Annotated in this window: 17 protein-coding genes; 7 read left to right on the top strand and 10 right to left on the bottom strand. The window is 68.6% G+C overall.

What is annotated here, in order from left to right; all coding sequences use genetic code 11:
- The first annotated feature begins 115 nt into the window (after window positions 1-115).
- Window positions 116-1141 (top strand): LacI family DNA-binding transcriptional regulator, encoded by a 1026-nt coding sequence (locus C8D87_RS04070; protein WP_112225579.1) that lies wholly within the window; start codon window positions 116-118, stop codon window positions 1139-1141.
- On the opposite strand, the gene C8D87_RS04075 is transcribed toward C8D87_RS04070, so the two are convergent.
- The 3 genes from C8D87_RS04075 to C8D87_RS04085 form a co-directional block, all read right to left on the bottom strand.
- Window positions 1107-3782, bottom strand: coding sequence for a cellulose binding domain-containing protein (locus C8D87_RS04075; RefSeq protein WP_112225580.1), 2676 nt, complete (start codon window positions 3780-3782; stop codon window positions 1107-1109). The two genes, C8D87_RS04070 and C8D87_RS04075, sit on opposite strands and share 35 nt — an antisense overlap.
- Before the next feature lie 117 nt (window positions 3783-3899).
- Window positions 3900-6740, bottom strand: coding sequence for an Ig-like domain-containing protein (locus tag C8D87_RS04080; protein ID WP_112225581.1), 2841 nt, complete (start codon window positions 6738-6740; stop codon window positions 3900-3902).
- A gap of 1 nt (window position 6741) precedes the next feature.
- Complete coding sequence (locus C8D87_RS04085) at window positions 6742-8151, bottom strand: BNR repeat-containing protein (RefSeq protein ID WP_112225582.1); 1410 nt, start codon at window positions 8149-8151, stop codon at window positions 6742-6744.
- 267 nt (window positions 8152-8418) lie between these two features.
- Here C8D87_RS04085 and C8D87_RS04090 point away from each other — a divergent pair, with 267 nt between their 5' ends.
- The gene (locus C8D87_RS04090) at window positions 8419-12084 is read left to right on the top strand and encodes a glycoside hydrolase family 2 TIM barrel-domain containing protein (RefSeq protein ID WP_233441892.1); all 3666 of its coding nucleotides are present in this window, start codon (window positions 8419-8421) and stop codon (window positions 12082-12084) included.
- Between the two features lie 47 nt (window positions 12085-12131).
- Here C8D87_RS04090 and C8D87_RS04095 read toward each other — a convergent pair whose 3' ends face one another.
- Complete coding sequence (locus tag C8D87_RS04095) at window positions 12132-12914, bottom strand: glycoside hydrolase family 16 protein (RefSeq protein WP_112226254.1); 783 nt, start codon at window positions 12912-12914, stop codon at window positions 12132-12134.
- 141 nt (window positions 12915-13055) lie between these two features.
- On the opposite strand from C8D87_RS04095, the gene C8D87_RS04100 reads away from it, so the two are divergent.
- From C8D87_RS04100 to C8D87_RS04120, 5 genes are read left to right on the top strand one after another with little or no spacing between them, the layout of a single operon-like run.
- Window positions 13056-14588: an amino acid adenylation domain-containing protein gene (locus tag C8D87_RS04100; protein WP_112225584.1), complete on the top strand. Its 1533-nt coding sequence runs from the start codon at window positions 13056-13058 to the stop codon at window positions 14586-14588.
- The gene (locus tag C8D87_RS04105; RefSeq protein WP_112225585.1) at window positions 14585-15823 is read left to right on the top strand and encodes a ferredoxin reductase domain-containing protein; all 1239 of its coding nucleotides are present in this window, start codon (window positions 14585-14587) and stop codon (window positions 15821-15823) included. The genes C8D87_RS04100 and C8D87_RS04105 overlap by 4 nt, the downstream gene beginning before the upstream one ends.
- Before the next feature lie 10 nt (window positions 15824-15833).
- Entirely contained in the window at window positions 15834-16607 is a 774-nt protein-coding gene (locus tag C8D87_RS04110) for an enoyl-CoA hydratase/isomerase family protein (protein WP_112225586.1), read from the top strand.
- 9 nt (window positions 16608-16616) lie between these two features.
- Window positions 16617-17126, top strand: a complete 510-nt coding sequence (locus C8D87_RS04115; protein ID WP_109641305.1) for a sigma-70 family RNA polymerase sigma factor — start codon at window positions 16617-16619, stop codon at window positions 17124-17126.
- Window positions 17123-17455: an anti-sigma factor family protein gene (locus C8D87_RS04120; protein WP_109641306.1), complete on the top strand. Its 333-nt coding sequence runs from the start codon at window positions 17123-17125 to the stop codon at window positions 17453-17455. The genes C8D87_RS04115 and C8D87_RS04120 overlap by 4 nt, the downstream gene beginning before the upstream one ends.
- A 69-nt stretch (window positions 17456-17524) precedes the next feature.
- Here C8D87_RS04120 and C8D87_RS04125 read toward each other — a convergent pair whose 3' ends face one another.
- Genes C8D87_RS04125 through C8D87_RS04150 form a run of 6 tightly spaced genes read right to left on the bottom strand, consistent with a single transcriptional unit; the run spans window position 17525 to window position 23333 of the window.
- The gene (locus C8D87_RS04125) at window positions 17525-18235 is read right to left on the bottom strand and encodes a cupin domain-containing protein (protein WP_215732155.1); all 711 of its coding nucleotides are present in this window, start codon (window positions 18233-18235) and stop codon (window positions 17525-17527) included.
- Complete coding sequence (locus C8D87_RS04130; protein ID WP_112225588.1) at window positions 18232-19125, bottom strand: DUF6807 domain-containing protein; 894 nt, start codon at window positions 19123-19125, stop codon at window positions 18232-18234. Before C8D87_RS04130 ends, C8D87_RS04125 begins: the two co-directional genes overlap by 4 nt.
- Window positions 19107-20189, bottom strand: coding sequence for a Gfo/Idh/MocA family protein (locus tag C8D87_RS04135; RefSeq protein ID WP_112225589.1), 1083 nt, complete (start codon window positions 20187-20189; stop codon window positions 19107-19109). Before C8D87_RS04135 ends, C8D87_RS04130 begins: the two co-directional genes overlap by 19 nt.
- On the bottom strand, window positions 20186-21493 hold the full coding sequence (locus C8D87_RS04140; RefSeq protein ID WP_112225590.1) for an ABC transporter substrate-binding protein: 1308 nt from the start codon (window positions 21491-21493) through the stop codon (window positions 20186-20188). Before C8D87_RS04140 ends, C8D87_RS04135 begins: the two co-directional genes overlap by 4 nt.
- Before the next feature lie 15 nt (window positions 21494-21508).
- Window positions 21509-22420 (bottom strand): carbohydrate ABC transporter permease, encoded by a 912-nt coding sequence (locus C8D87_RS04145; protein ID WP_112225591.1) that lies wholly within the window; start codon window positions 22418-22420, stop codon window positions 21509-21511.
- Window positions 22410-23333: a carbohydrate ABC transporter permease gene (locus tag C8D87_RS04150; protein ID WP_109641312.1), complete on the bottom strand. Its 924-nt coding sequence runs from the start codon at window positions 23331-23333 to the stop codon at window positions 22410-22412. The genes C8D87_RS04145 and C8D87_RS04150 overlap by 11 nt, the downstream gene beginning before the upstream one ends.
- Window positions 23334-23438: the final 105 nt, after the last annotated feature.

Genomic DNA, 23438 nt, shown 5'->3' on the forward strand with positions numbered 1-23438 from the left:
CGAATAAATCGAATGCGCTGCATCTGATTTTTCGACCCCGCATTCGACGGCGGTACACGGGCGTGACGCGCCCACCGCTAAGGTTGCGTGTACAAGCACTCGCGCGGGAGGCCGGTTGATCACCATCAAGGACGTCGCCAGGCACGCCGGCGTGTCCGTCAGCACGGTGTCCTACGTGCTCAGCGGCAAGAGACGGATCTCCAGCGAGACGTCGCAGCGGGTGCGCAGCAGCATCCTCGAGCTGGGCTTCCACCCCAACGCCGGAGCCAGGGCACTAGCGAGCAGCCGCACGAACGTCCTCGCGCTCGTCGTTCCACTGCGGACGGACCTCAACCTCCCGGTGATCATGCAGTTCGTGTCGGCGATCGTCACCACGGCCCGTGAGCACGACTACGACGTGTTGTTGCTGACCAAGGAGTCCGGCTCCGACGAGGTGCACCGGGTGGTCGCGTCCGCGCGGGCCGACGCGGTGATCGTGATGGACGTCGAGGCACGCGACCCCCGCATCCCCGCGCTGCGCGAGCTGGACGTCCCGGTGGTGCTGGTCGGTGTTCCCGCCGATCCCGCCGGGCTCGGCTGCGTCGACCTCGACTTCGCCACGAGCGGCGCGCGGGCCGTGTCGCACCTGGCCGATCTCGGGCACCGCTCGATCGGGCTCGTCGGCTCCCCACCGGCGGTCTACGAACGCAAAACCGGCTATGCGACGCGGTTCCTGACCGGAGTCACCGAGCGCGCACAGCAGCGCGGCGTGGCCGTTCACGTACATCCGTGCGCGCCCTCGTACACCGCGCTCAACGCGTGCCTGGACGATCTGCTGCTGCCCGAGCGCGGCGTCACGGCCCTGGTGGTGCACAACGAGGCCGTGCTCACGGACGTGGCGCTGGAGCTGCGGCGCCGGGACAAGCGGGTGCCGGAGGACATCTCGGTGATCGCGCTGTGCCCGGACGCCATCGCCGCCATCCAGCCGGTGCCGCTCACGTCGATCGCGATCCCCTCCGACGACGTGGGCAAGATCGCGGTGGAGATGCTGATGCGCGGCCTGGCGGGCGAGCAGCCGGCCGAAGTCCGGCTGCTCGGCCCTCACCTGACTGATCGGGGCAGCACGATCACGGCACCGCGCACGGCCGGTCGTTCAGTGTGAACGACACCGGTTTCGCGTTGGTGCCCGTCCAGCTCCCGGTGAACCCGAAGCCGGTGGTGGCGTTCGGTTTGATCTCCCTGTTGTAGCCCTGGTCCGTCACGGACACCGCGGCACCGGTCTGGGTGACCTTGCCGTTCCACAGCTGGTTGATCACCTGGCCGTTGGCGAACGACCACTTGAGCGTCCATCCGCTGACGGCCGCGGAGCCGGTGTTGGTGATCATGACGGCGGCCTGGAAGCCACCAGGCCACTGGTTCTCCACGGTGTACTTCACCGCGCAGCCGGTGCCCGGTGGCGGGCCCGTGGTCGTCGTCGTGGTGGTCGTCGTGGTCGTGGTCGTCGTGGTGGTCGTCGTGGTGGGCGGGGTTCCGGTCATCTCGCCGAGCACGACACCGCGCCCGTTGGTGCCGAGGTAGACGCGGCCGTACACCCGCGGGTCGCCCGTGATGGCGTCCCCGATGTTGCCGTACTGGTGGCGGTCGTCGTTGATCCGCACCCAGCTCGCGCCCGTGTCGTCGGACCGGAAGACGCCTTTGACCCCTCCGGTTTCGCCGATCAGGTACAGCGCGGGGTAGGTCCGCCCGGAGGCCGCCTTGCCGAAGCCGATGTTGAGCGAGCCCGCCACGCCGGGCACCTTCGCGAACGTCGCACCGGAGTCCGTCGAACGCCACAGCCCGCCCGTGCCCGTGAGCCAGACGTCGCCTTCGCGGCCCGCCACCGCCTTGAACCGCGCGGACTCCGGCAGCCCGGTCGCGGCCGTCGCGGTGAACGAGGCGCCGCCGTTGGTGCTCACGTAGAATTTCCCGGCGGCGAACCCGTAGAACTTCATCGGGTTCACCCGGTCCGACTCGACGACCGCGCCCGCCGGGATGCCGGTCGACGCCGACCACGAGTTGCCGAAGCCGGTCGCGTGGTGCACGCCGGTTCCGGCGGGGCTCCAGACGAACCTGCTGCCGTCGGCCGCCGCCGCCACGGTGCCGCCGCCGGTGACACCGCCCGGTTCCTGGCCCTGGAACCAGTTCGCGCCGCCATCGGTGGAGAACGCCACCCTGTTGTCGTTGGGCCTGCTGGTCTTGTCGAAGTCACCAGCGCGCACCATCGTCGCGGGGGTGAGCTCGGCGAAGTCCAGGCTGCGGGTGGAGGTGAAGTAGGGCTGGGTGAACATCCTGGCCGGCACCGCGTCCAGCCGGTCGTGCCGGAACCCTCCGATGTCGCCCAGGGCGCTGACCAGCGGCGGCCCGGACGGCGGGCTGATGAGGTCGAGCACCGCGGTCTCCTCCAGCCCGGCGGCCACCGGCCGGATCGTGAACTGGGTGCCGCGGTCCCACGCGGTGAGGTCGGTGGTGCCGTAGATCGTGGCGCCGGTGCCGTACATCATCCGGTCGGAGTTGAACGGGTCGATCTCCATCGACTCGGTCATCCAGCCGAGCTTCGGTGACGTCTCCGGCGGAGCGGGGTTCGCGCCGAGGTCGAGCCACGGCGAAGCGCTGATGTCCATCTTGTAGCGGAAGCTGCGGTTGGGATAGCTCGTCCAGTCCCAGACTCGCGTCCAGGTGGCGCCGTAGTCGGTGCTGCGGAAGAACACCACGTCCGGCCACCACATGATCTGCGTGGCGACCATGAGCGTGCCGGGCTTCTTGCGGTCGACGGTCAGGCCGCTGTAGCCGAACGTGTTGTCAGCGCTGCTCGACGGCACGGGACTGATCTGCGTCCACGCGCCGGTCGCGGTGTTGAGCTTCCAGACGTCACCCTTGGCGCCGTCGTAGGGACCGCCGGTGTCGCTCGTCGCGAGGTAGAGCGTGTCGCCCTGGAGAACTCCCTTGTGCGGCAGGAAACCCGTCGGCTGCCCCGCGACGCGTTCCCACGTCGTACCGCCGTTCGTGCTGCGGTAGACGTTGTTCTGCTTGTCGGCCACGCCCACGTAGATGGTCTGCGTCGCCGAGCCTGCGGATCCGGTGCGCGGGTCGAACGTCACCCACAGCACGCCTTGGTTGTCGTTGAGATAGCCGTTGGGGTCGCTGGGATCCTGGACGTAGTTGCCGGGGTTCGGGAACGCCGTGACCTTGCCCCACGTGGCACCGAAGTCCGTGCTGCGCCACAGGCCGTTGCCGCTCGGGGCGGCGAAGTACAGCACGCTGTTGCGGTTCGGGTCGATCGCGAGCCGCTCCCCCATCCCGCGGCCCGGCATGTTGCCGCCGACCTTGAACGGAAGCGGCGTGGCCTGCCACGTGCTGCCGCGGTCGGAGGAACGCAGAATCGCGCCGTTGTTGGGATCCCAGCTGTTGGTGTACATGCCGGCGGCGACGTACACCCGGTTCGGGTCGACGGCGTCGGTCGCGAGGCTTGCGACGCCGTTGAGGCCCCAGTTGTCGAGGCCGACGTGGTCGAGCAGCGGAATCCACCTGCTGGTCTGCTGGTTCCACCGGTACGCGCCGCCGATGTCGGTGCGCGCGTAGATCAGGTTCGGTTCACTCTGGTTGAACACGATGCCGGGCACGAAGCCGCCACCGGCTATCTCGACGTTCCCCCACGAATAGGTCTCCGCCGCGGCCGCGGAGTGACCCGCGCTCGTCGTGTGCGCCACCACGACGAGCGCGGCTGTCGTCACCGCTGCCAGTGCGCCTGCCAGGACTCTCCGCATCGAGAATTCCCTTCTCGGCTATTTTCGCGAAGTGTGCGGCGGCGCACTCCTCAGTTCAAAGGGCACTTTCGCTTTCGACTCGAATCGACCGGTCTCCCAGGTCGAATTCCGCGGAATTCACGGAGTCGGCGCCTTCGCCAGCACCTCGATCTCACCGAGGGTGAGGTATCCGGACGGCCGTGCGGTGAGGACCACCCGGACCGCGGTCGCCGGTGGTGACGGGTTCAGCGCGACGTCCGTCCGCACTCCGGTGACCTCGACCTCGCCGCTCGCGTCGGCCCACGTGCCGTCGGCCGTGCGCACCTGAACCTTGAGGCTCTTGGCGATACCGCCGTCACCGTCGCGATAGGAGTGCACGGCGACGCGGGTGAGATCACGTGCCTTCGGGAAGGTGAAGGTGATCGTGTCGGCCGGGTTCTTGGTGCCGGACCTCCAGTTCGACCACGCCTTCTCGTCGGTGACGCCGTTGCGCAGGCGTTCCGCGGAATAGCCGGACTCGGTGTAGGTCGCGGCGACCGCCACCGCCGGATCCGGTGCCGCGTTCACCTCGACGGGTTCGGTGACCTCCACGACCGCCGTCGCGGCGACCGTGCTGCCGTCGACGACCTGGGCGCGGCCGGTGACCGTCACGGTCCCGAGCTCGTCGAACACCGCCGGGTCCCACGTGACGGGGAGCTCGGCCCGGCCGCCTCGCCTGCCGATTCCCGTGACGGTGGCGGGAAGATCCGGCCGTCCGCCGACGTACGTCCTGGCGCGGGCGGGAAGCGTCGAGGCGATCGTGTCGACGGTGACCACGGCCAGCGCGGGCAGCTTGCGCCCGAGCGCGTCCGTCGCCGTGCCGCGCACCCGGACGGTGCCGGGCTGGTTCCACCGCGAGTCGGGCGGGAGGTCCCACACCACCGGCAGAGCGCCTCGCGCACCGTCGCGGTACACCGGCGTCACGGTGTGCGGCAGCACGGGCCGCACTTCGGGAACCGTGAACACGGTGGCGTCCTGGGTCCGCAGCACCGTTTCGTCCGCCACGGTCCAGCGCTGGCTCGCGCCCGACGTCGGGGTCTTCGCCGACACGGTCTCGCCGTTCGAGTCGATCAACGCGCCGGTTGCCGCGTTGACGAACGTCCAGGTGCCGTCACCGGTCGTGGACATGATCCACTGCGCGGCGGTGCCGCCGGCCGACTGCAGCACGACGGCGTCACCCGCAGCGGCGAGCCGGGTGCCGGACACCGCGTTGACGAGCTCGTAGCGCTCGCGGTTCCCGTTGCCGTTGCCGAGCTTGCGCACCGACCACAGCTGCCGCGCGCTCGTGGCGTCGGTCGTGCGGGCCACGGCCTGAGTCCAGTCGTCGGACGGCTGCAGCGACCTCCCGCCCATGGCCAGCCGGTACACGTGGTCCGGCTGGACCAGGGCGGCATCGCGGGCCACCCCGGACACGCCGTCCACGACGAACGTCGTGACCGACTTCCCCGGCACCGCGAGCGTCGCCGACCCGTCGGTGATCCGAACGGGCTTGCCACGCACCAGAGCACCGTCCGCGCTCGTCACCACCGGGGTCACGGTCCCCGAAGCGTCGCGGAACCGGGAGAGGTCGAGGGTGACCGCGCGGGCGGCCGTGCCGTTGTTCACGTGCACGACGTTGGCGCCCAGGCCGAACCGCTTCACGGCCGCGACGGTCGACGGGTCGTCGGTCTTGACGAACCTGTCGCCGGGCCGGACGAAGTGGGTGAAGTTGCGGATGGTGTGGAACTTGGAGTTCGTCCTGATCGGACAGGACTCCAGGGTGTCGGTCGCCTTGCAGTTGAACGGGATGTGCACGCTGCCCCAGTTCTTGCCTGCGGCCTGCTGCGGGATCGAGTCCTCGATCGGCTGCCAGAACACCCATGCCGACGGTTCGAGCTCGCGGATGTCCTCGAGCATCCTGGTCGCCATGCCCAGGCCCGGTTCCATGCCCGTGTAGTCGGTGGTGCCGTTGCCCCAGGTGCCCTCGACCTCGCTCATCCACAGCTTCTCGCCGGCGCCCTTGGCGATGTCGCGCGCGCTGGTGCGCTGGCCGGTGCCGTAGGTGTGCACGTTGAGCTGGTCGATCACCTCGCGGGCCGGGCCGTAACCGTTCCAGTTGCGCACGAACGTGCCGGGGTTGGTCTCGTCCATCGCGGACACCTTGACCGGCGACTTCAGCTTGTCGAGCGCGCGTCGCGTCGCGAGCAGAACCTCCTGCTGCAGCTCGGGTCCGGCGTGCGCGCCCTCCTGCCGGCCGCCGGTCGGCTGGCCGTCAGGACCGATCTGGGTGCCCCAGTAGTTCGTGTTGGGCTCGTTCAACGGAGCGAGGGTGTCGAACTTGATGCCGTGCGCGCGTTCCAGCTCCTGCGTCACACGGGCCAGGTACGTGGCGAAGTCGTCGACGCGGTCCCGGCGGATCTGGTCGGTGTTCGCGTCGAAGCCGCCGGAGACGTAGCCGCTGACCGTCTGGAACCACGGCGGCGAGTTGCTGAACGACTCCCACTTCGTGACCTTGCGCTTGATCTGGTCGACCCACCAGCGCTGGTTGGCGTCCGCGGCGAAGTTCCAGTGGTCGGGGTTGTCGGGCCGCCACCAGTCCATGTCCGCGCGCGTGGTGCCGGGAGGTGCTTTCCAGAAGCCCTCCATCGTCGCGCCGACCTTCATGTAGTCCTTGCGGACGTCCGGGGCGTTGCCGCCGCCGATGTTGTAGCGCGCGATGTTCAGGCGCAGGCCGTCCTGGCCGAACAGCAGGTCCACGAGCTTGCGGCGGATGGGCTCCGGGTAGCCGCCGGTGATGTTGGCGAACCACACGAGGCTCGTCCCCCAGCCCTCGAACTCCGGTTGCTGGTAGGACGGGTCGACCCGGACCGTCACCCCGTTCCGCGGCAACGGATCCGCCGCCGCCGTGCCCGTGGTGAGGCCGGCGAACACCAGGACGAGAACCAGCAGAAGTCTTGCCATGTCAGGCCCCCAGCCGGAAGTCGGCAACACGGATCGGAGACGGCGTCGTGCCGGTCGAGACCTGCTGGTACTGCACCGACAGGATCCCCTGCGACACCACGCGGGACGCGTCGACGTTGACCTCGCCGAACGCCTGCAGCGACGGCCGGTCGAACAACGTCGTCCAGTCGGTCCAGCCGCTGGCCTTGCTCGCCGCCACGATCTTGCCGCGCGGCATCACCAGGTAGGCGTTGTCACCGCGATCGAACACGATCTTCGTGCGCTGGGTGTGGCCGGGAGGGACCGGGACCTCCCTCTTCGTCCACTTCCCGTCCGCGCCGCGGAAGACGTGGAACGTGCGGCCGTACTGGGCACGCTGCTGCGCGTAGTTCGACACGCACTGGGTGAACCGGCCGGGCACGTAGCTGATCACCACGTGCGGGCGGCCGTCGGCGTCCACCGCCTGGCTCTCCTGGTTCATCAGCCCGTGGTTCGGGTCGAGCGGGTCGACCACGAGACCCGGCGCGTTGACGGCCACCGGTGTGCCGCCCGTCGTGCCCACGACGGTTCCGGCGCCGTTGCGCCACGTCCGGCCGCGGTCGTCGCTGTAGACGTAGCCGGTGTCGTGGTTGGTGAGCCCGCCTGAGTTGCACAGCACCCCGGTGTTGCCCTCACGCCAGGTGAAAGCGGCGTGCAACCGTCCACTTCGGTCATACGTCAGGCCGTGCAGGTACATGTTGCGAGTGGTCGACACGACGCCGTTCGGGCCGGTGTAGGACCCCGTCGCGGACGACCAGCGGCCGAGCTTGCGCCACGTCCCGCCGGAGTACTCCGCCAACTCGTTGACGCCGTTGCCGGACCCGCCGGTGCGGTAGCTGAACTGCAGCCTGCCCTCGGGCGTCACCACGAACTGCGGATACGTCATCGAGCCGAGCTCTACGCCGCTGAGCGTGCGCTGCACCTCACCGAACGCGGCGGCGTTCCACTGCTGCGCGCCGATCGCGAGGCCGGGCTTGGACTTCAGGTAGAACAAGCGGGTGTTGTGCGTGTCCATCGCAACGTGGATCGTGTTGTCCTGCGGGGAAATCCCCAGCGAGATCACGTTGTGCGAGTCGTTCACGCTGAGCTGGTGCGGCAGGACCACGGACTCCCACCGCGTGCTGCCCACGTTCCGGCGCGCGACCACGACGTTGCGGCTCGCCGTGTACCAGGTGGCGTACTGCCGTCCCTGGTAGGTCACGATCGCGTCCTGCTGGAACGAGTTGTTGTTCACCACCCCGTCGTACGAGACGAAGTACAGCGCCGACGCGTCCAGCAGCGTGTCACCGACGAGACTGACCTTCGGTGACGCCGCCACCGCCGTGCCCGGTGCGCCCAGCGACGCCAGCAGCACCGCGGCCACCAGCACGACCGGCGCCGTTCTGCGTTTCATCTTCCACGTCCTCTTCGTCGAGGGATCAGCGAACGTCCAGGCGGCCGTTGAACGCGATGATCGGCAGCGTGATGTCGAACAAAATCGAACGCAAGAGTCTGGTCGTTCGATAACAGCGCCCGTCGCTGTGAACGGCGTGGACCTCGCGGCCCCTTGTCGCGCCCGACGCCGAACTGTTCACTTGTGTTCATTTCTGTCTGAACATGGAGGTTCAGCGTGCGGCGCGCGATTGTTCTTGCAACAGTCATGTTGGTTGCGGCGGGTTCGATGACACCGGTTGCCGCCGCCGTCGATCCCCCTCCTGACGTGCACACCTACCTCGAAGATCCGCGCAGGATCGCCGAGGGGCAGGAGCCGCACCACGCGTTCCTGGTGCCGCAGGCCGACGTGGCCTCTGCGGTGCGCGGGGACGAGCGCACGCCGTTCACGCAGTCGCTCGACGGCAAGTGGCGCATCGCCATGGCGGACAAGCCGGCCGACGTGCCCGCGCGCTTCTACGCCGAGGACTACGACACGTCCGGCTGGCGCACGGTGACCGTGCCGCACACCTGGCAGACCGACGGCCTGGACCACCCGATCTTCCGCAACATCGCGACCGAGGTGCAGCCGGACGACCCGCCCCGCATCCCCCGCGACGTCAACCCGACCGGCGCGTACGTCCGCGACTTCGACGTACCCGCCGACTGGACGAAGCGGGAGACGTTCCTGCGCTTCGAAGGCGTGACGTCGGGCTACTTCGTCTGGGTCAACGGCAAGTACATCGGCTACGACCAGGGCGGCTACACGCCCGCCGAGTTCGACATCTCCCCCGCGTTGCGACCGGGCCGCAACAAGGTCGCCGTCCAGGTGCACCGCTGGAGCGCCGGTTCCTACCTGGAGGACTACGACCAGTGGCGGTACTCGGGCATCTTCCGCTCGGTGTCGCTGTACTCGACGCCGGCCACGTTCATCCAGGACGTCACGCTGAAGACCGACCTCGACGCCACCTACACCGACGCGACGCTCACCGCGGACGTCGAGCTCGGCCAGAAGCCCGGTGGCACCACCGGAACGCACCGCGTCACGGCCAGCCTGCGTGATGCCAAGGGCGCGGAAGTCGCTACGGCGAGCCAGGAAACCGACGGCAGCACGGCACGGCTGACCATGCCCGTGCGCAACCCGGCCAAGTGGACCGACGAGACCCCGAACGTCTACACCGTGGTGCTGACGCTCACCGCGCCGGACGGCAAGGTCACGCACATCACCAGTGACACCACCGGGTTCCGCAAGATCGAGATCCGCAACAGGACTTTGCTGGTCAACGGCAAGCGCGTGCTGTTCAAGGGCGTCAACCGCGCCGAGACCGATCCCGAGCACGGCCGGCACGTGCCGCGGAAGGCGCAGGAACGCGACGTGGCGCTGATGGAGCAGCTCAACGTCAACGCCGTGCGCACCTCGCACTACCCGAGCGACCCGTACTTCTACGACCTGGCCGACAAGCACGGCATCTGGATCGACGACGAGGTCGACATCGAGACGCACAACCACGAGAACTGCTCGCGGTGGTGCCAGGCGAACCAGCCGGAGTGGCGCGACACCTTCATGGACCGCCTGATCGGCATGGTCGAGCGGGACAAGAACCACCCCAGCGTCTTCATGTGGGACACCGGCAACGAGGCCGGCCTCGGCGCGCACCACTACGAGATGGCCCAGTGGCTCAAGGCCAACGACCCATCCCGCCCGATCTACCACCAGTCCAACAACCCCGACGGTGACGCACCCTTCGCCGACGTGTGGGGTCCGCGCTACCCGTCGCCGGAGCGGTTCGCCGAGCAGGCGAAGAGCACGACCAAGCCGCTGATCTTCGGTGAGTACGCGCACGCGATGGGCAACAGCCTCGGCAACTTCCGCGAGTTCTGGGACATCATCCGCGCCAACCCGCAGACCCAGGGCGGTTTCATCTGGGACTGGGCCGAGCAGAACATCAAGCAGAAGACCCGCATCGCGCCCGACACGTCCGGCAACAACATCACCGCCATGCTCGCCGGCGCGCCGAAGCTCGTCGACGGTCACCGCGGCAAGGCGCTGTCGTTGTCCGGCCTGGACGACTGGGTCGAGGTCTACCGCGACCGCAAGCTCGACATCACGGGCACCGCGCTGACGCTCGACGCGTGGGTCAAGCCCGGCAAGTGGACGGGGCAGTTCCCGATCATCGCCAAGGGCGACCACCAGTGGACCCTCAAGATGAAGAACGAGACCACGCTCGAGTTCTTCATCCACAGCGGTACCTGGCGGGCTGTGCAGGCGAAGGTGCCGGCCGACTTCTACGGCAAGTGGCACCGCGTCAGCGGTACGTACGACGGCACCGCGCTGCGCCTGTACATCGACGGCGTCGAGGTGGGCAACCTGCCGTTCACCGGCACGATCGACTATTCGGCGGCAGATGTGAACATCGGCCGTGACTTCGAGATGTCGTGGAACGACCCGTCGACCGTGAGCTGGCTGTCCCGCGGCGACGTCGACGACGTGCGCATCTACGACCGGGCGCTGCCGGCCGCCGAGCTCGGCGTGTCCACCGCCCCGGCCGCCGGTGCCGTGCTGGCGCTGGACTTCGACAGCCTGCAGGAGCGCGGCACGCACTTCGCGTACGGGTCGACGCTGTCCGGTGTGGACGGCCTGATCAACACCGACCGCTCGCTGCAGCCCGAGACCCTGCAGATGGCGTGGGCGCACCAGCCGATCAGGTACGCCTACTCCGGTGGCGTGCTGTCCGTGACCAACGAACGCCAGTTCACCGGCACCGACGACCTCACCCTGCGCTGGCGGGTCACCGAAGGGTCCACGACGGTCAAGAGCGGCGAACAGCCGTTGCGGGTGAACGCCGCCTCGACCGCGCAGATCTCATTGCCGGTACCCGTCAACGACGCCGACCGCGAACGGTTCCTCACCGTCGAGGCGGTGACGTCCGGGCACGTCCTGGCGCACGACCAGTTCTCGCTGGGCGGCAGCCGCGTGCCGGGGCTGGACAGGACGCAGCCGGACTGGGGTGTCGTGTTCACCCAGGAGGACGCGAACAAGGTCACCGCTTCCGCCGCCGGCGCCACCTACACGGTCGACAAGAAGACCGGTGCGCTGACGTCGATCAAGTCGTGGGGCCGCGAGCTGCTCACGAGCGGGCCGAAGCTCGACGCGTGGCGCGCACCGATCAGCAACGAGACCTACACGTGGGGCCGCGCGGAGGGCGAGGACTGGCGCAAGGCGGGCCTCGACCGGCTGGAGACCACCGTGTCCGGCGTCCGGGTGGAGAAGGACGGCCACAAGGTCGTGCGGGTCCTCGTCGACAGCAAGGTGGCCGCACCCGGTGTAACCGGGGCGTGGTTCGACCAGACGATGGTCTACGCGGTGGACTCGTCGGGCGTGCTGCGGCTCGGCCACCGGGTGACGCCGCAGGGCTCCATGCGGACGTTGCCGTACCTGCCGCGCATCGGTGTCCAGCTGTCCGTTCCGGACCGTTACTCCACGTTCTCCTGGTACGGCCGCAAGGCGGAGAGCTACGTCGACCGCAAGGACGGCACACCGATCGGGGTGCACACCAGCTCGGTGGCCGACCAGTACGTCGAGTACCACCGCCCGCAGGACCACGGCAACCACACCGACACCAGGTGGGCGTTGCTCACCGACGGACGCACGTCCGGTCTGCTGGTGTCCGGTGCGCGCGAGGTCAGCGTGACGCAGTACGACGACATCGAGCGGGCCGCGTACCCGTTCATGTTGCAGCGCAACAAGGGCTACTTCACGCTGCACGCCGACCACGCCGTGACCGGTGTCGGTGACACGCCGAACCCGGTGCGGCAGCGCAGCCAGGTGCGCCCGGACAGCACCTACGAGTACACCATCACGATGCGGCCGCTGACGCCGCACGAGGCCTGGTCGGGCCGACCGGCGGGCGCCTGATCGGAGCACGGGACGGCCCCGGTCGTGCGCCGGGGCCATCCTCCGTTTCATGCCCTCGTCCGTCCGATGTAGACATTGCGCGCCCGGTAGACCGTGTCCGCGGTCGGGCCAGGACTGCCGGACGAGCCTTCCATCTGCAGGTTGATGATCACCCACAGTGGTTTGCCCACGAAGTTCTTGCCGGTGTGCTTGGCGATCCATTTGCCGTCGAGGTAGTAGTGGATGTCCACGTCGGTGTTGTTGACCTTGGTGACCCACGCCCGATACGTGTGCCACGCGCCTGGCGACGATACGCTGATGACAGAGCTCGACACGTCGCTGGACGTCCGGAAGGTGTTGAACCAGTTCCGGTTGTCCCCCTTGAACTCCAGGATGTCGCTTTCGGGTGGCCAGCTGTTGACCCCGGTCAGCCAGAACGCGGGCCACGTGCCGCGGGCGGACGGGGCCTGGAACTCGCCCTTCACCTCCCAGTTGGGGAACTGACCTGACGCGACGACGTGCTCCCTGGCGTGGATGGCGCCGGAGTGGTAGCGGATGGGCAGGTACGGGCTCGCGCTGCTGTTGCCCTCGTTCCACGAGATCCGTGTCGCCTTCAGCGTGAGCACGCCGCCGGACAGCGAGACGTGGTTGTGATCGCTGGCGCTCGCGTACATCCTGGCCGTGCCGTTGTGGTCGGATCCCCACGGGTAGCGGTAGTTCCACTCCGACTGCAACGCGCCGTAGCCGCCGAAGGAGCCGGTGCCGATCACCTCCTCCCACGCCGCCGCGTGCGCGCCGGGCGTGAGCGCGGACAGGAGGACGAACACGAAAGTGCTTGCTGCGATTCTCATCTTTCCACTGTCCAGCAGGAACTCGCTGCCCCACAACGCGTTCGACGATTCGACAGCCGGCTCGATTCGACATGAACGATGTGAGGGTGTGTCTCGTTCAAAACGGGTGACCGCGCTTCACTCCTGGAAGGGCACCCTGCAGTGAAAGCCGAGTTCCACGATTCCGCCCTGCGCGACCTGCCACTGCTGGACCGCGCGTTGTTCCAGTCGTTCGGCGCCGGGCCGATCCGGATTCCGCCGTTCCACCACATCCACCACGCGGTCGGGCAACAGGCCGCCCGACACCCCGACCTGACCGCCGTCGAGCACCTCGGCGAGTCGATCACCTACGCCGAGCTCGACCGCAGAGCGGAGCTGCTCGCGGAGTTCCTGACCCGCGCGGGTGTGCGTCCCGGTGATCGGGTGGGGCTGTTCCTCACCCGGTCGATCCCGATGGTCGTAGGCATTCTCGGTATTCTCAAAGCAGGTGCGGCCTATGTGCCGCAGGATGTCCGCATCGCACCCGCCGTCCACTTGCGACACATCGTCCGCACCGCAAGCATCAACTTCGTGCTCACCACGAGCGAGCACCGGTCCGCGCTGCCGGACAACCTCGCCACGGTCATCGCGATCGACGAGGTGCCCGACACCACCCGGTTCTGCCGCACGTTCACCGAGGACTCCGACATCGCGGCCGTCATCTTCACCTCCGGTACCACCGGACGTCCCAACGGTGTGCGGGTTTCGCACGCCAACCTGTGCAACGTGCTGCTGACCGCACCCGGATGCCTCGGCGTAGCACCGGGAACGAGGGTGTCGCAGCTGCTGAACATCGCCTTCGACATGGCGATGTGGGAGATCCTGGGCACGCTGGCGCACGGCGGCACGCTCGTCATCCGCGGCAGCGACATCGAGCGGACGGCGAGCACCGTGGACGTCGTCATCGCCACGCCCAGCGTGCTCGCGTCGCTGGATCCCGCCGTGTGCCGGCGGGTCCGGACGGTCGCGGTGGCCGGCGAGAGGTGCCCGCAGGCACTGGCCGACGCCTGGTCGCGGCACGCCGTCTTCCACAACTCGTGCGGGCCCACAGAGGTCACCATCGTCAACACGGTGCAGCGCTACGAGCCCGGTGGTCCGCTGACCATCGGCCGGCCGGTGCCGAACACGACCGTCTACGTGCTCGACGACGACCTGCGGCCGTGCCGCATCGGTGAGATCGGCGAGATGTGGGCGGGTGGGGAGTGCGTCACCGCGGGCTATCTGGGTGATCCCGAGCTGACCGCCGCACGGTATCTGCCCGACCCGTTTCTGGGTGGAGACCGCCTGATGTTCCGCACCCGGGACCTCGGGCGGTGGACGCACGACGGCCAGCTGGAGCACCACGGCCGCACCGACGACCAGGTCAAGGTTCGCGGGTTTCGGGTGGAACTGGACGCCGTGACGTCGGCGCTGGAAAGCGCGACCGACTGCAGCAGGGCCACGACACTGCTGCACAACGGCTCGCTCGTCGGGTTCATCAGCCCTGCCAGCGCGGCGCCGGAGGAGGCACGCAGAGCGGTGGAGGAACTGCTGCCCTACTACTGCGTGCCCACGTTGATCGTGCCGGTCGACACGCTGCCGACCACCGATCGCGGCAAGGTGGACCGCAGAGCGCTTCTGTCGCGTTTGGACGGAGAGAAGGAAACGGTGGCATGACCTCGGTTCACGAAGTCCAGCTACCGCCCGCCGACCGCTCCTGGCGCACGATCCTGCGCCGCAGACCCTTCACCCACCACAACCGGCTCGTGGCCGCCGTCGTGCTGGTCAACCTCTGCTTCACGGGTTGGTGGGACGACGCCGGCCGGGTGACCGCGCTGGTCGTCGCCAACCTCGCGGTGGCCGCCCTCATCCGCCAGCAGCTCGTGATCAACCTGCTGTTCTGGCTCGCCACCAGCGCGCCCAGGCACTGGCCTTTGCGGGTGCGCTGGACGCTCGGCAAGGTCTACCACTTCGGCGGGATCCACGTCGGTGCCGCGACCTGCGCGACTGCCTGGTTCCTCGTGCTCACCGCCGTCACGACGATCCAGGGCGCACCGCCGTTCACCCTCGCGCTGACCTGGACGATCATGGCCGTCCTCGGCACGCTCTTCGTGCTCGCGCTGCCCGGTCTCCGCGCCAAGCACCACGACCTGTTCGAGCGCTCGCACCGGTTCGGCGGGTGGACGGTGCTCGTGCTGTTCGGCGTGCTGGCCGCGGTGTCGAACCCCGTCTTCCTCTGGCCCCTCGCCCTCGTGGTGGTCAGCGTGGCGTTGCCGTGGCTGCGGCTGCGGCGGGTTCCCGTGCACATCGTCAGCCCGTCACCGCACGTCGCGCTGGTCTCGTTCGACCACGGCGTCACGCCGTTCGCGGGCTCGTCGACGACGGTGAGCCGCAACCCGTTGCTGGAGTGGCACTCCTTCGCCAACGTCCCGGCGCCGGGCCGCAGCGGCTTCCGGCTCACGATCTCGCGCGCGGGCGACTGGACGGCGAAGTTCATCGCCGACCAGCCGAGCCACGTGTGGGTCAAGGGCATTCCGACGGCGGGCGTCGGCAACATCGACAAGTTGTTCACCAGGGTGGTGTGGGTCGCGACCGGCAGCGGCATCGGTCCCTGCCTGCCTCACCTGCTCGCCGGCGACACGCCGTCGGTCCTCGTGTGGTCGACCCGCAACCCGCGCCGCACCTACGGGGACGAGCTGGTCGAGGAGATCCTCGGCGTGCAGCCCGACGCCGTCGTCTGGGACACCGAGAGCCAGGGCAAACCCGACCTCGTCGCGCTCGCGTACGACGCCTGCCGGCGCTCCGGCGCGGAAGCGGTCATCTGCATCTCCAACAAACCCACCACCTGGAAGGTTGTCGAAGAACTGGAGGCCAGGGGAATCCCTGCCTACGGCGCGATCTGGGACTCGTGAGGAGACCACAGTGGACTATCAGACACTCCTACTCGACGAGCATGACGGCGTCCTCACCGTGACGGTGCACCGACCACCGGCGCGCAACGCGCTGTCCCAGCGGACACTCACCGAACTGCGCCACCTCCTCACCCATCTCTCCGGCCCGCGCGCGGTCCTGCTCACCGGTTCGGAAGGGCCGGCGTTCATCGCGGGCGCGGACATCCGGGAGATGGCGACGATGACACCGGACGAGGGCGAGGCGTTCGGCGCCCTGGGCCAGGAGGTGACCACGCTCCTCGAGCAGCTCCCGGTCCCGGTGATCGCCTGCGTCGACGGCTACGCGCTCGGCGGCGGCTGCGAGATGGCCATGGCGTGCGACTTCATCTACGCCACCCGCAAAGCCGTGTTCGGCCAGCCTGAGGTGCTGCTGGGCCTCATCCCCGGCTTCGGCGGCTGCGTCCGGCTGTTCCGCCGGGTCGGCGTGGCCAAGGCGCGCGAGCTGATCTACTCCGGCCGTCGCGTAGACGCGATGGAAGCGCACCGCCTCGGGCTCGTGAACGAGGTGTTCGACAACCGTGAGGAGATGTTCGCCGCCGCACGGCTCGTGCTCGCCGACATCGCCGCGAACTCACCCGCAGCGGTGTCGGCCTGCAAGTCGGTGATCAACACCGTGGACGGCCTGGGCGTCCACGAGGGTCTGCGGGCAGAGCTCGAAGCGTTCCGGCAGGCCTTCACCACCGACGACATGCGCGAGGGGACTGCCGCGTTCCTCGCCAAGCGCAGTCCCGAGTTCCGGACCTAGGGGTGCACCATCAACGATGATCACAGCACTCTGTTGCGCGCACTGCACGACGGCCACGCCGAGGCGCTCTGGCGGTACGCCCTCCGCCTCACCGGCGACGAGCAGCTCGCCGAGGACGTCGTCCAGGAGGCGCTGCTGCGGGCGTGGCGCAACCCCGGCATCCTCGAGCAGGGCACCGCTGCGTCGAAGGCGTGGATCTACGCCGTGGCGCGGAACTTCGCGATCGACGAGCGCCGCAGCGCCCGCGCCCGCTGGGAGGTCGGCTCCGCCCGGCTGCCGGACCGCCCGCGCGCGGACCACACCGACCGCACGCTGGACGCCTGGCTCATCGCGGACGCCCTGTCCCAGCTCAAACCCGAGCACAGGGTGGTCATCGTGCGGGCCTACTACCGGGGAGAGTCGGTCCCCGAGCTGGCCGAGGCGCTCGACGTGCCACCGGGAACGGTGAAGTCGCGGCTGCACTACGGCCTGCGCGCGCTGCGGCTCGCGTTGGAGGAGAACGGGGTGACGGGGCGGTGACGTGCCCGTTCCAGGAGTGGGACGTGGCCTACGTGCTCGGGTCGCTGTCCCCCGGCGACCGGCTGGCCTACGAACGCCACCTGAGCGCCTGCCCGCCGTGTGAACACGAGGTGTGCCTGCTGGCGGGCACGGCGGGTCTCCTGTCCCGCGTGCCCGCCGAGTGGGCGGTGGACTCGCTCACCACCGCGCCGCCGCTCCCGGTCACGGTTCTGCCGGGCCTCGCGCAGGCGGAACTGGCCGTGCGCCGGCGCCGTCTCGCCATCACGGTGGTGGCGATCCTCCTGGCGGCCACCGTCGGCGCGGTGCTCGCGCACTTCCTGTGTCCCTGAACGGGAGAAGGGCCCGAGCCGCCGGCTCGGGCCCTTCCCGGCTCCCTCTCCTGAAAAGAGCCAGGCCTGTCAGTCGTGCGGTGATCGGCCCTCGGCGGGGTCGTGGACGTCGAGCCGGCCGCACATGCCGAACCGTTGCGGGCCCTCCGCGCGCATCACGTGGATGTCGGCCTCGGCGAGGTGGCCGATGTCCCCTTCCCGCAGCAGGTCCAGGTGTTCACCGGTGCGTTCGGCCGACGCCAGCGCACCGGCCCGCCACCGCTCCTCCCAGTCGGGCAGGAGGCCCTGCTTCAAGCTCACGGCGGAGCGGTAGAAGTCGTCCAGTGCCGCGTGATCACCATCGGTGACCCGCTGCCGCAGCTCCAGGAACCCTTCGAGAGCCAGGTCCCTGCGGCGCCTGGCGGACTCCTCGTCGCCGGCCCGGGTGTGCGCGGCGTACTTCTCCGCGTCGGCCAGAACCTCTGCCGGGAACGTGAGCACCGCGTCACCGGCCTCCGGCAGGCCGCTGTTCTGCATCACGACGAGGATCCGCAGGTCGCCGTCGTTGACCAGGCGGTGGATCGTGCCGGGCGTGAACCACGCGACGGTGCCCTCGCGCAGCGGGGTCTCGGCGAACCCGCGGCGGGTCAGGGTCTGCACGCTGCCCCGCCCGCCGATCACGTAGTAGCACTCGGCGCAGGTGAGGTGGACGTGCGGCGACCCTCCGCACACGCCGTCCACCGTCGGCCAGTCGTACACCCGCAGGCCGGAGATGCCGATGGCGCCGGGAAACTGGATCACCAAGGGTGCTTCTCCACATAGGACTCCACGTGCTCGCGGCCCCATTCGCCGTTGGCGATGACGAGCCGGTAGCGCAGGGTCAGTGACTCGCCGGACGGCAGCTCCACGGTGTCGAAGAAGGCGAACGACGGGTTGACCGCGGCGAACAGCGTGGTGCGGACGAACCAGGTGGTGTTCTTGTTGGCCGGGTGGTCCACGAACAGCATGGTCGACGTGCGGTCCACCTCGTCGTGCTGACCGATGTAGGCGAGCCACCGCGCGGACTTGCCCATCATCTCCTCTCCGGATCCGCCGTCGGCCGCGATGACCGTGCCGTCGGTGAACGACCGCGGGCCGCGCCAGAAGAACCCGGTGTAACCCGCGAGCTCACGGCCGTTGGTGGTCGGGCTGCCGAAGACCAGCGGCTCCGCCCGCACGTTCGTCAGCGTGGTCGCGAACTCCAGCGTCCACGAATCCTCCTCGACGTCGCGCACGGTGAACTGGCGCGTCTCGTGGATCCAGTGCTGGCCGGCCTCGGTGAACCAGGACAGCATCTCACCGACGTGCACCTCGTCACCGGTCTCGGTGATGGTGAAGTCCTCGTGCCGCATCGTGCCGACGTTCGGCAGCGCCACATACCCTTGGTCGCGCACGTACGACACGCCGCCCCAGAAGTTCTCCCCCGACACGTCGGTCGCGGTCATCTGCACGCCCTTGTGCCAGCGGTGGTCGTGCGGCCGGAACGCCGTGACGACGTCACCGGCGAGCGTGCGCACCGGGTGCAGGTACGGCTTCGGTCCCTCGAACGCCGGTGTCGACGGCCGGTGGACGTAGGTGAAGAGCTCGACGTCGCCGACCGACACCACGAGCACCTCGTCGTCCTGCCGAGTGATCACCGGGCGTTCGCCCATGGGGCACCGATTCCTTCCATCGTCGCGTAGAACGGGTTGTCCGGGCCGATCTGGCCGGCCTTCACCGCGGTGCCGGTGAACGCCGAGGCGTAGAGGGCCGCGATGAACTCCATGGTGTTCCTCGTGTCCGCCATCGTCACCGGTGGCGTCTCACCACTGTCCAGGGCGTCGAGGAACACCGCCAGTTGACATTTGTGGCCGCTCACGATCCCGGACTGCTCTTCGCGCCACCGGGTCGCGACGTCGTCGTGGCCAGGAGCAGGGGTCACGGTCCAGTGCGCGTCGGTGTAGCCGTAGAGGTGCTCGACCTCGACCGTGGCGTGCTCGAAGTCGAACCTCAGCTCAGAGGTCTCCCTGGGCGACAGCACGGAGTTGATCACCGAGGCAACCGTGCCGTCGGCGAAGGTCACCAGCGCCATCGAAACGTCCTCGGTCGCGACGTCCCGTGCCTGCCGGGCCGCGAGAGCACGGATCTCCTGCCACGGGCCCAGCACGGACAGCATCAGGTCGAACTGGTGGATGCCGTGCCCCATCGTCGGGCCGCCGCCCTCGCTGTCCCACGAGCCACGCCACGGCACGTCGAAGTACGCACCGTCGCGGTACCAGAGGGTGTCGCTCTTGGCCACCAGCGACCGGCCGAGGACACCGTCGGCGATCATGCGCCGCAACCGGATCGCGGCAGGGCCGAAGCGGTGCTGGAACACCGTCGCGACCCGGCCTGCCGAAGCGCGTTCGGCCGCGATCAGCGTGTCGATCTCGCTCAGCGACAACGCGGGCGGCTTCTCCACGAGCACGTTCACGTTCGCGGCGAGGCATTCGAGCGCCAACGGCACGTGGGAGCGCGGCGGCGTGCACACGTGCACCACGTCCAGATCTTCCACGTCGAGCAGCGTGGCGAGCCGCGGGTGCACCCGCGGCACACCCCACTCCTGCGCGAACGCGGCCGCGCGGTCGGCGTCCACATCCACCACCGCGACCAGCTCGATGCGATCACCCGCCGCTCGCAACGCCTCGGCGTGGGCGGCGGCGATCGCACCCGTGCCGACGATGGCGGCGCGCCTCACTTCGCCGCGTCCACTTCGGACTGGACTTCCTTGATGAACGACGCGGCCGCGGCCTCTGGCGTGGTCCGGCCGAACAGCACGTCCTCGGTGTGCCTCTTGAGGATCGCGTCGACGGTGCTGGCACCGTTCGGCGTGATCCTGGGCGGGTCGCTGACCGGCACGGTGTCGAGGTACTCCTTCGCGGCCTTGTCGGTTTCCTTGAGCTGGCCCGCGATCGCCTCGCGGATCTTCTGGTTGGCGGGCACGCCGCGTTCGGTCAGCAGGATCTTGGCCGCTTCCTCGTCGTTGGCGAGGAAGCTCACGAACGCCGCCGCCTCGGCGGGGTGCTTGGACCGCGACGACACCGACCAGAACATCGACGGCTTGTAGTAGGCGCCGACCTTCCCCTGCGACTCACCCGGCAGCCGCAGCAGCTTGAGCTTGGCGCCACTCGCGGCGGTCAGCGCGGTCAGCTGGGTGTTCCACCAGAACCCGAACACCGCGGTGTTGGTGGCCGTCGCGGACTGGTTCAGCCCGGCGGAGGCCTTCTCGACGGTCACCGACGGCGGCGGCGCGATCCCGGCCTTGGCGAGATCGGCGATGTAGGTCCAGTACTGGGTCGCGACCTCGGGCGGCAGGACGACCTTGCCCTGCGCGTCGAACATCGCCTTGCCCTGCTGCCGCGCCCGGATGCTCAGGCCCGCCGTGTCGTTGATGCCCGGCGACTGCACGCCGAACACCTGGCCACCGCCGGCCTTCGAGACCTGTTCACCGATCTTCTTCAGGTCGTCCCACGACCACTTCGTGTCGTCGGGCACCGGAATGTTGTACTTCGCGAGCAGGTCGGTGTTGGCCATGATCGAGTACATGCCGAGGCCGACCGGGAGCCCGTACTGCTTGCCGTCGACCGCGCCGGTGGCGAGCGCCTTCTGGTCGAAGTTCGACGTGTCGAGGTGCTTCTTGGCCTCGTTCAGGTCCAGCAGCGCACCACGCTCGGCGTACGACGCGATGTACAGCTCGTCCATCTGCATGATGTCCGGCGCGTCGTTGGCCGCCATCGTGGTGGCGAGGCTGTCCCAGTAGCCGTTCCACTCCTTGAACTCACCCTTGATCGTGATGTTCGGGTGCTTCTTCTGGAACATCTCGATGACCTGCTGGGTCCGCTTGTGCCGGTCGTCCGCGCCCCACCAGCTGAAGCGCAGCGTGACCGGCTCCGCGGTGAGGTCACCACCCGCCTCGGAACCGGAACCGCAGGCCGCGAGCAGCGACGCGGTCAGCGACATCAGGACCGTTAACGCGGTGCGGCGGCGAACACCTCTGGACATGTCCGTTCCTTTCGGCTACTTGCCACCGGTCGTGGCGATCCCCTTGACGAGGTACCGCTGGCCGATGAGGAAGGCGAGGAAGATCGGGATGATCGACACGACGCTCATCGCGAACTGCGAGCCCCACGACGTGGCGACGGTCGAGTCGACGAACGAGCGCAGGGCGACGGGAACCGTGTACATGTCCGGATCCGTCAGGTAGATCAGCTGGGTGAAGAAGTCGTTCCAGGTCCAGATGAACGTGAAGATCGTCGTGGTGGCGAGAGCCGGTTTCATCAGCGGCAGGATGATCTGAGCGAAGATCCGCGGGTGACCGCAGCCGTCGATGCGCGCCGCCTCGTCCAGCTCACGCGGCAGGCCCCGGATGAACTGCACCATCAGGAACACGAAGAACGCGTCCGTGGCGAGGATCTTCGGCACGATCAGCGGCAGGAACGTGTTCACCCAGCCGACCTGGGAGAACAGCACGTACTGCGGCACGATGATCACGTGGACCGGCAGCATGATCGTGCCGAGCATGATGCCGAACCACCAGCGCTTGCCGCTGAAGTGCAGGCGCGCGAACGCGTAGGCCGCCATCGAGCACGACACCAGGTTGCCGATGATGCAGCCCAGCACCAGGACCGCCGAGTTGAGCAGGTACGTCCCGAACGACGGGGTGAGCGCGTACCAGCCCTCCACGTAGTTCTCGGTCCTGAGGCTGTCGAGGATCAGGCCGGGACTGCGGAAGATCTCGTCGCCCGGCCGCAGCGAGCTCACGACCATCCACAGCACCGGGTACAGCATCACGAACCCGATGAGGATCAGGCCGAGGTGCTTGGCCGGCACGATCAGGCGCCGCCACACCGAGGTGCGGGCGGCCGGTGGCGGTGTCGCCGGTGGCGCGGAACGCGGGGGCGTCGGGGCCCGGCGCAGGTCAGTCGTCATAGAACACCCAGTACTTCGCCGCCCAGAAGTTGATCGCGGTGAACGCCGCGATGATCAGGAGCAGGAACCACGCCAGCGCCGACGCGTAACCCATGTCGAACCGGCTGAAGCCTTGCTGGTACAGGTAGAGCGTGTAGAACATGGTCGAGTCGGACGGTCCGCCCGTGCCGCCGGAGACGACGAACGCCTGTGTGAACGACTGGAACGCGTGGATGATCTGCAGCACCAGGTTGAAGAACAGGATCGGCGAGAGCAGCGGCAGGGTGATCCGCCAGAACTGCGACCACTTGCTCGCCCCGTCGATCGCGGCGGCCTCGTAGTAGACCGCGGGGATCTGCCGCAACCCGGCCAGAAAGATGATCATCGGTGAACCGAAGGTCCACACGTTCAGCACGATGAGCGTCGACAGCGCGGTGTCCGGGTCGGAGATCCAGCCCTTGCCCTCGACGCCGAAGAAGCCCAGCACGCGGTTCAGCAGACCCTCGGCACCGAAGATCTGCGTCCACAGCACCGCGATCGCCACGCTCGATCCGAGCAGCGAGGGCAGGTAGAACGCCGAGCGGTAGAACGCGAGCCCCCGCAGCCCGCGGTCGAGCAGCAGCGCCACCCCCAGCGCGCAGGCGAGCTGCAGCGGCACCGACACGAGCACGTAGGTGAACGTGACACCCAGCGCGTTGTGCAACCGCTCGTCGGTGAAGATGCGGGCGAAGTTGTCGAATCCGATGAACTTCGGCGGCTGGATGAGGTTGTACTTGGTGAACCCCAGGCCGAAGGACGCGAGCACTGGACCGATCGTGATGAAGACCAGTCCGGCGAACCAGGGCGCAAGGAACCAGAATGCGGCTTTGTTGTCGCGCTTGCGCACCTGGACGCCACCGTGGCGCAGCTGACGCAGTTCGTCTAACGCGCTCATGAACTCCTGACCCCGTCGGCTGGAAAACGCTTTCCGGAGTCTGCATCGGGGCATCACGAGCGTCAAGCAAGGCAGTCGAACGGCGTCGAACGGCGTTGTCGAACG

The organism is Lentzea atacamensis (genome assembly GCF_003269295.1).
GTDB classification, from domain to species: Bacteria; Actinomycetota; Actinomycetes; order Mycobacteriales; family Pseudonocardiaceae; genus Lentzea; species Lentzea atacamensis.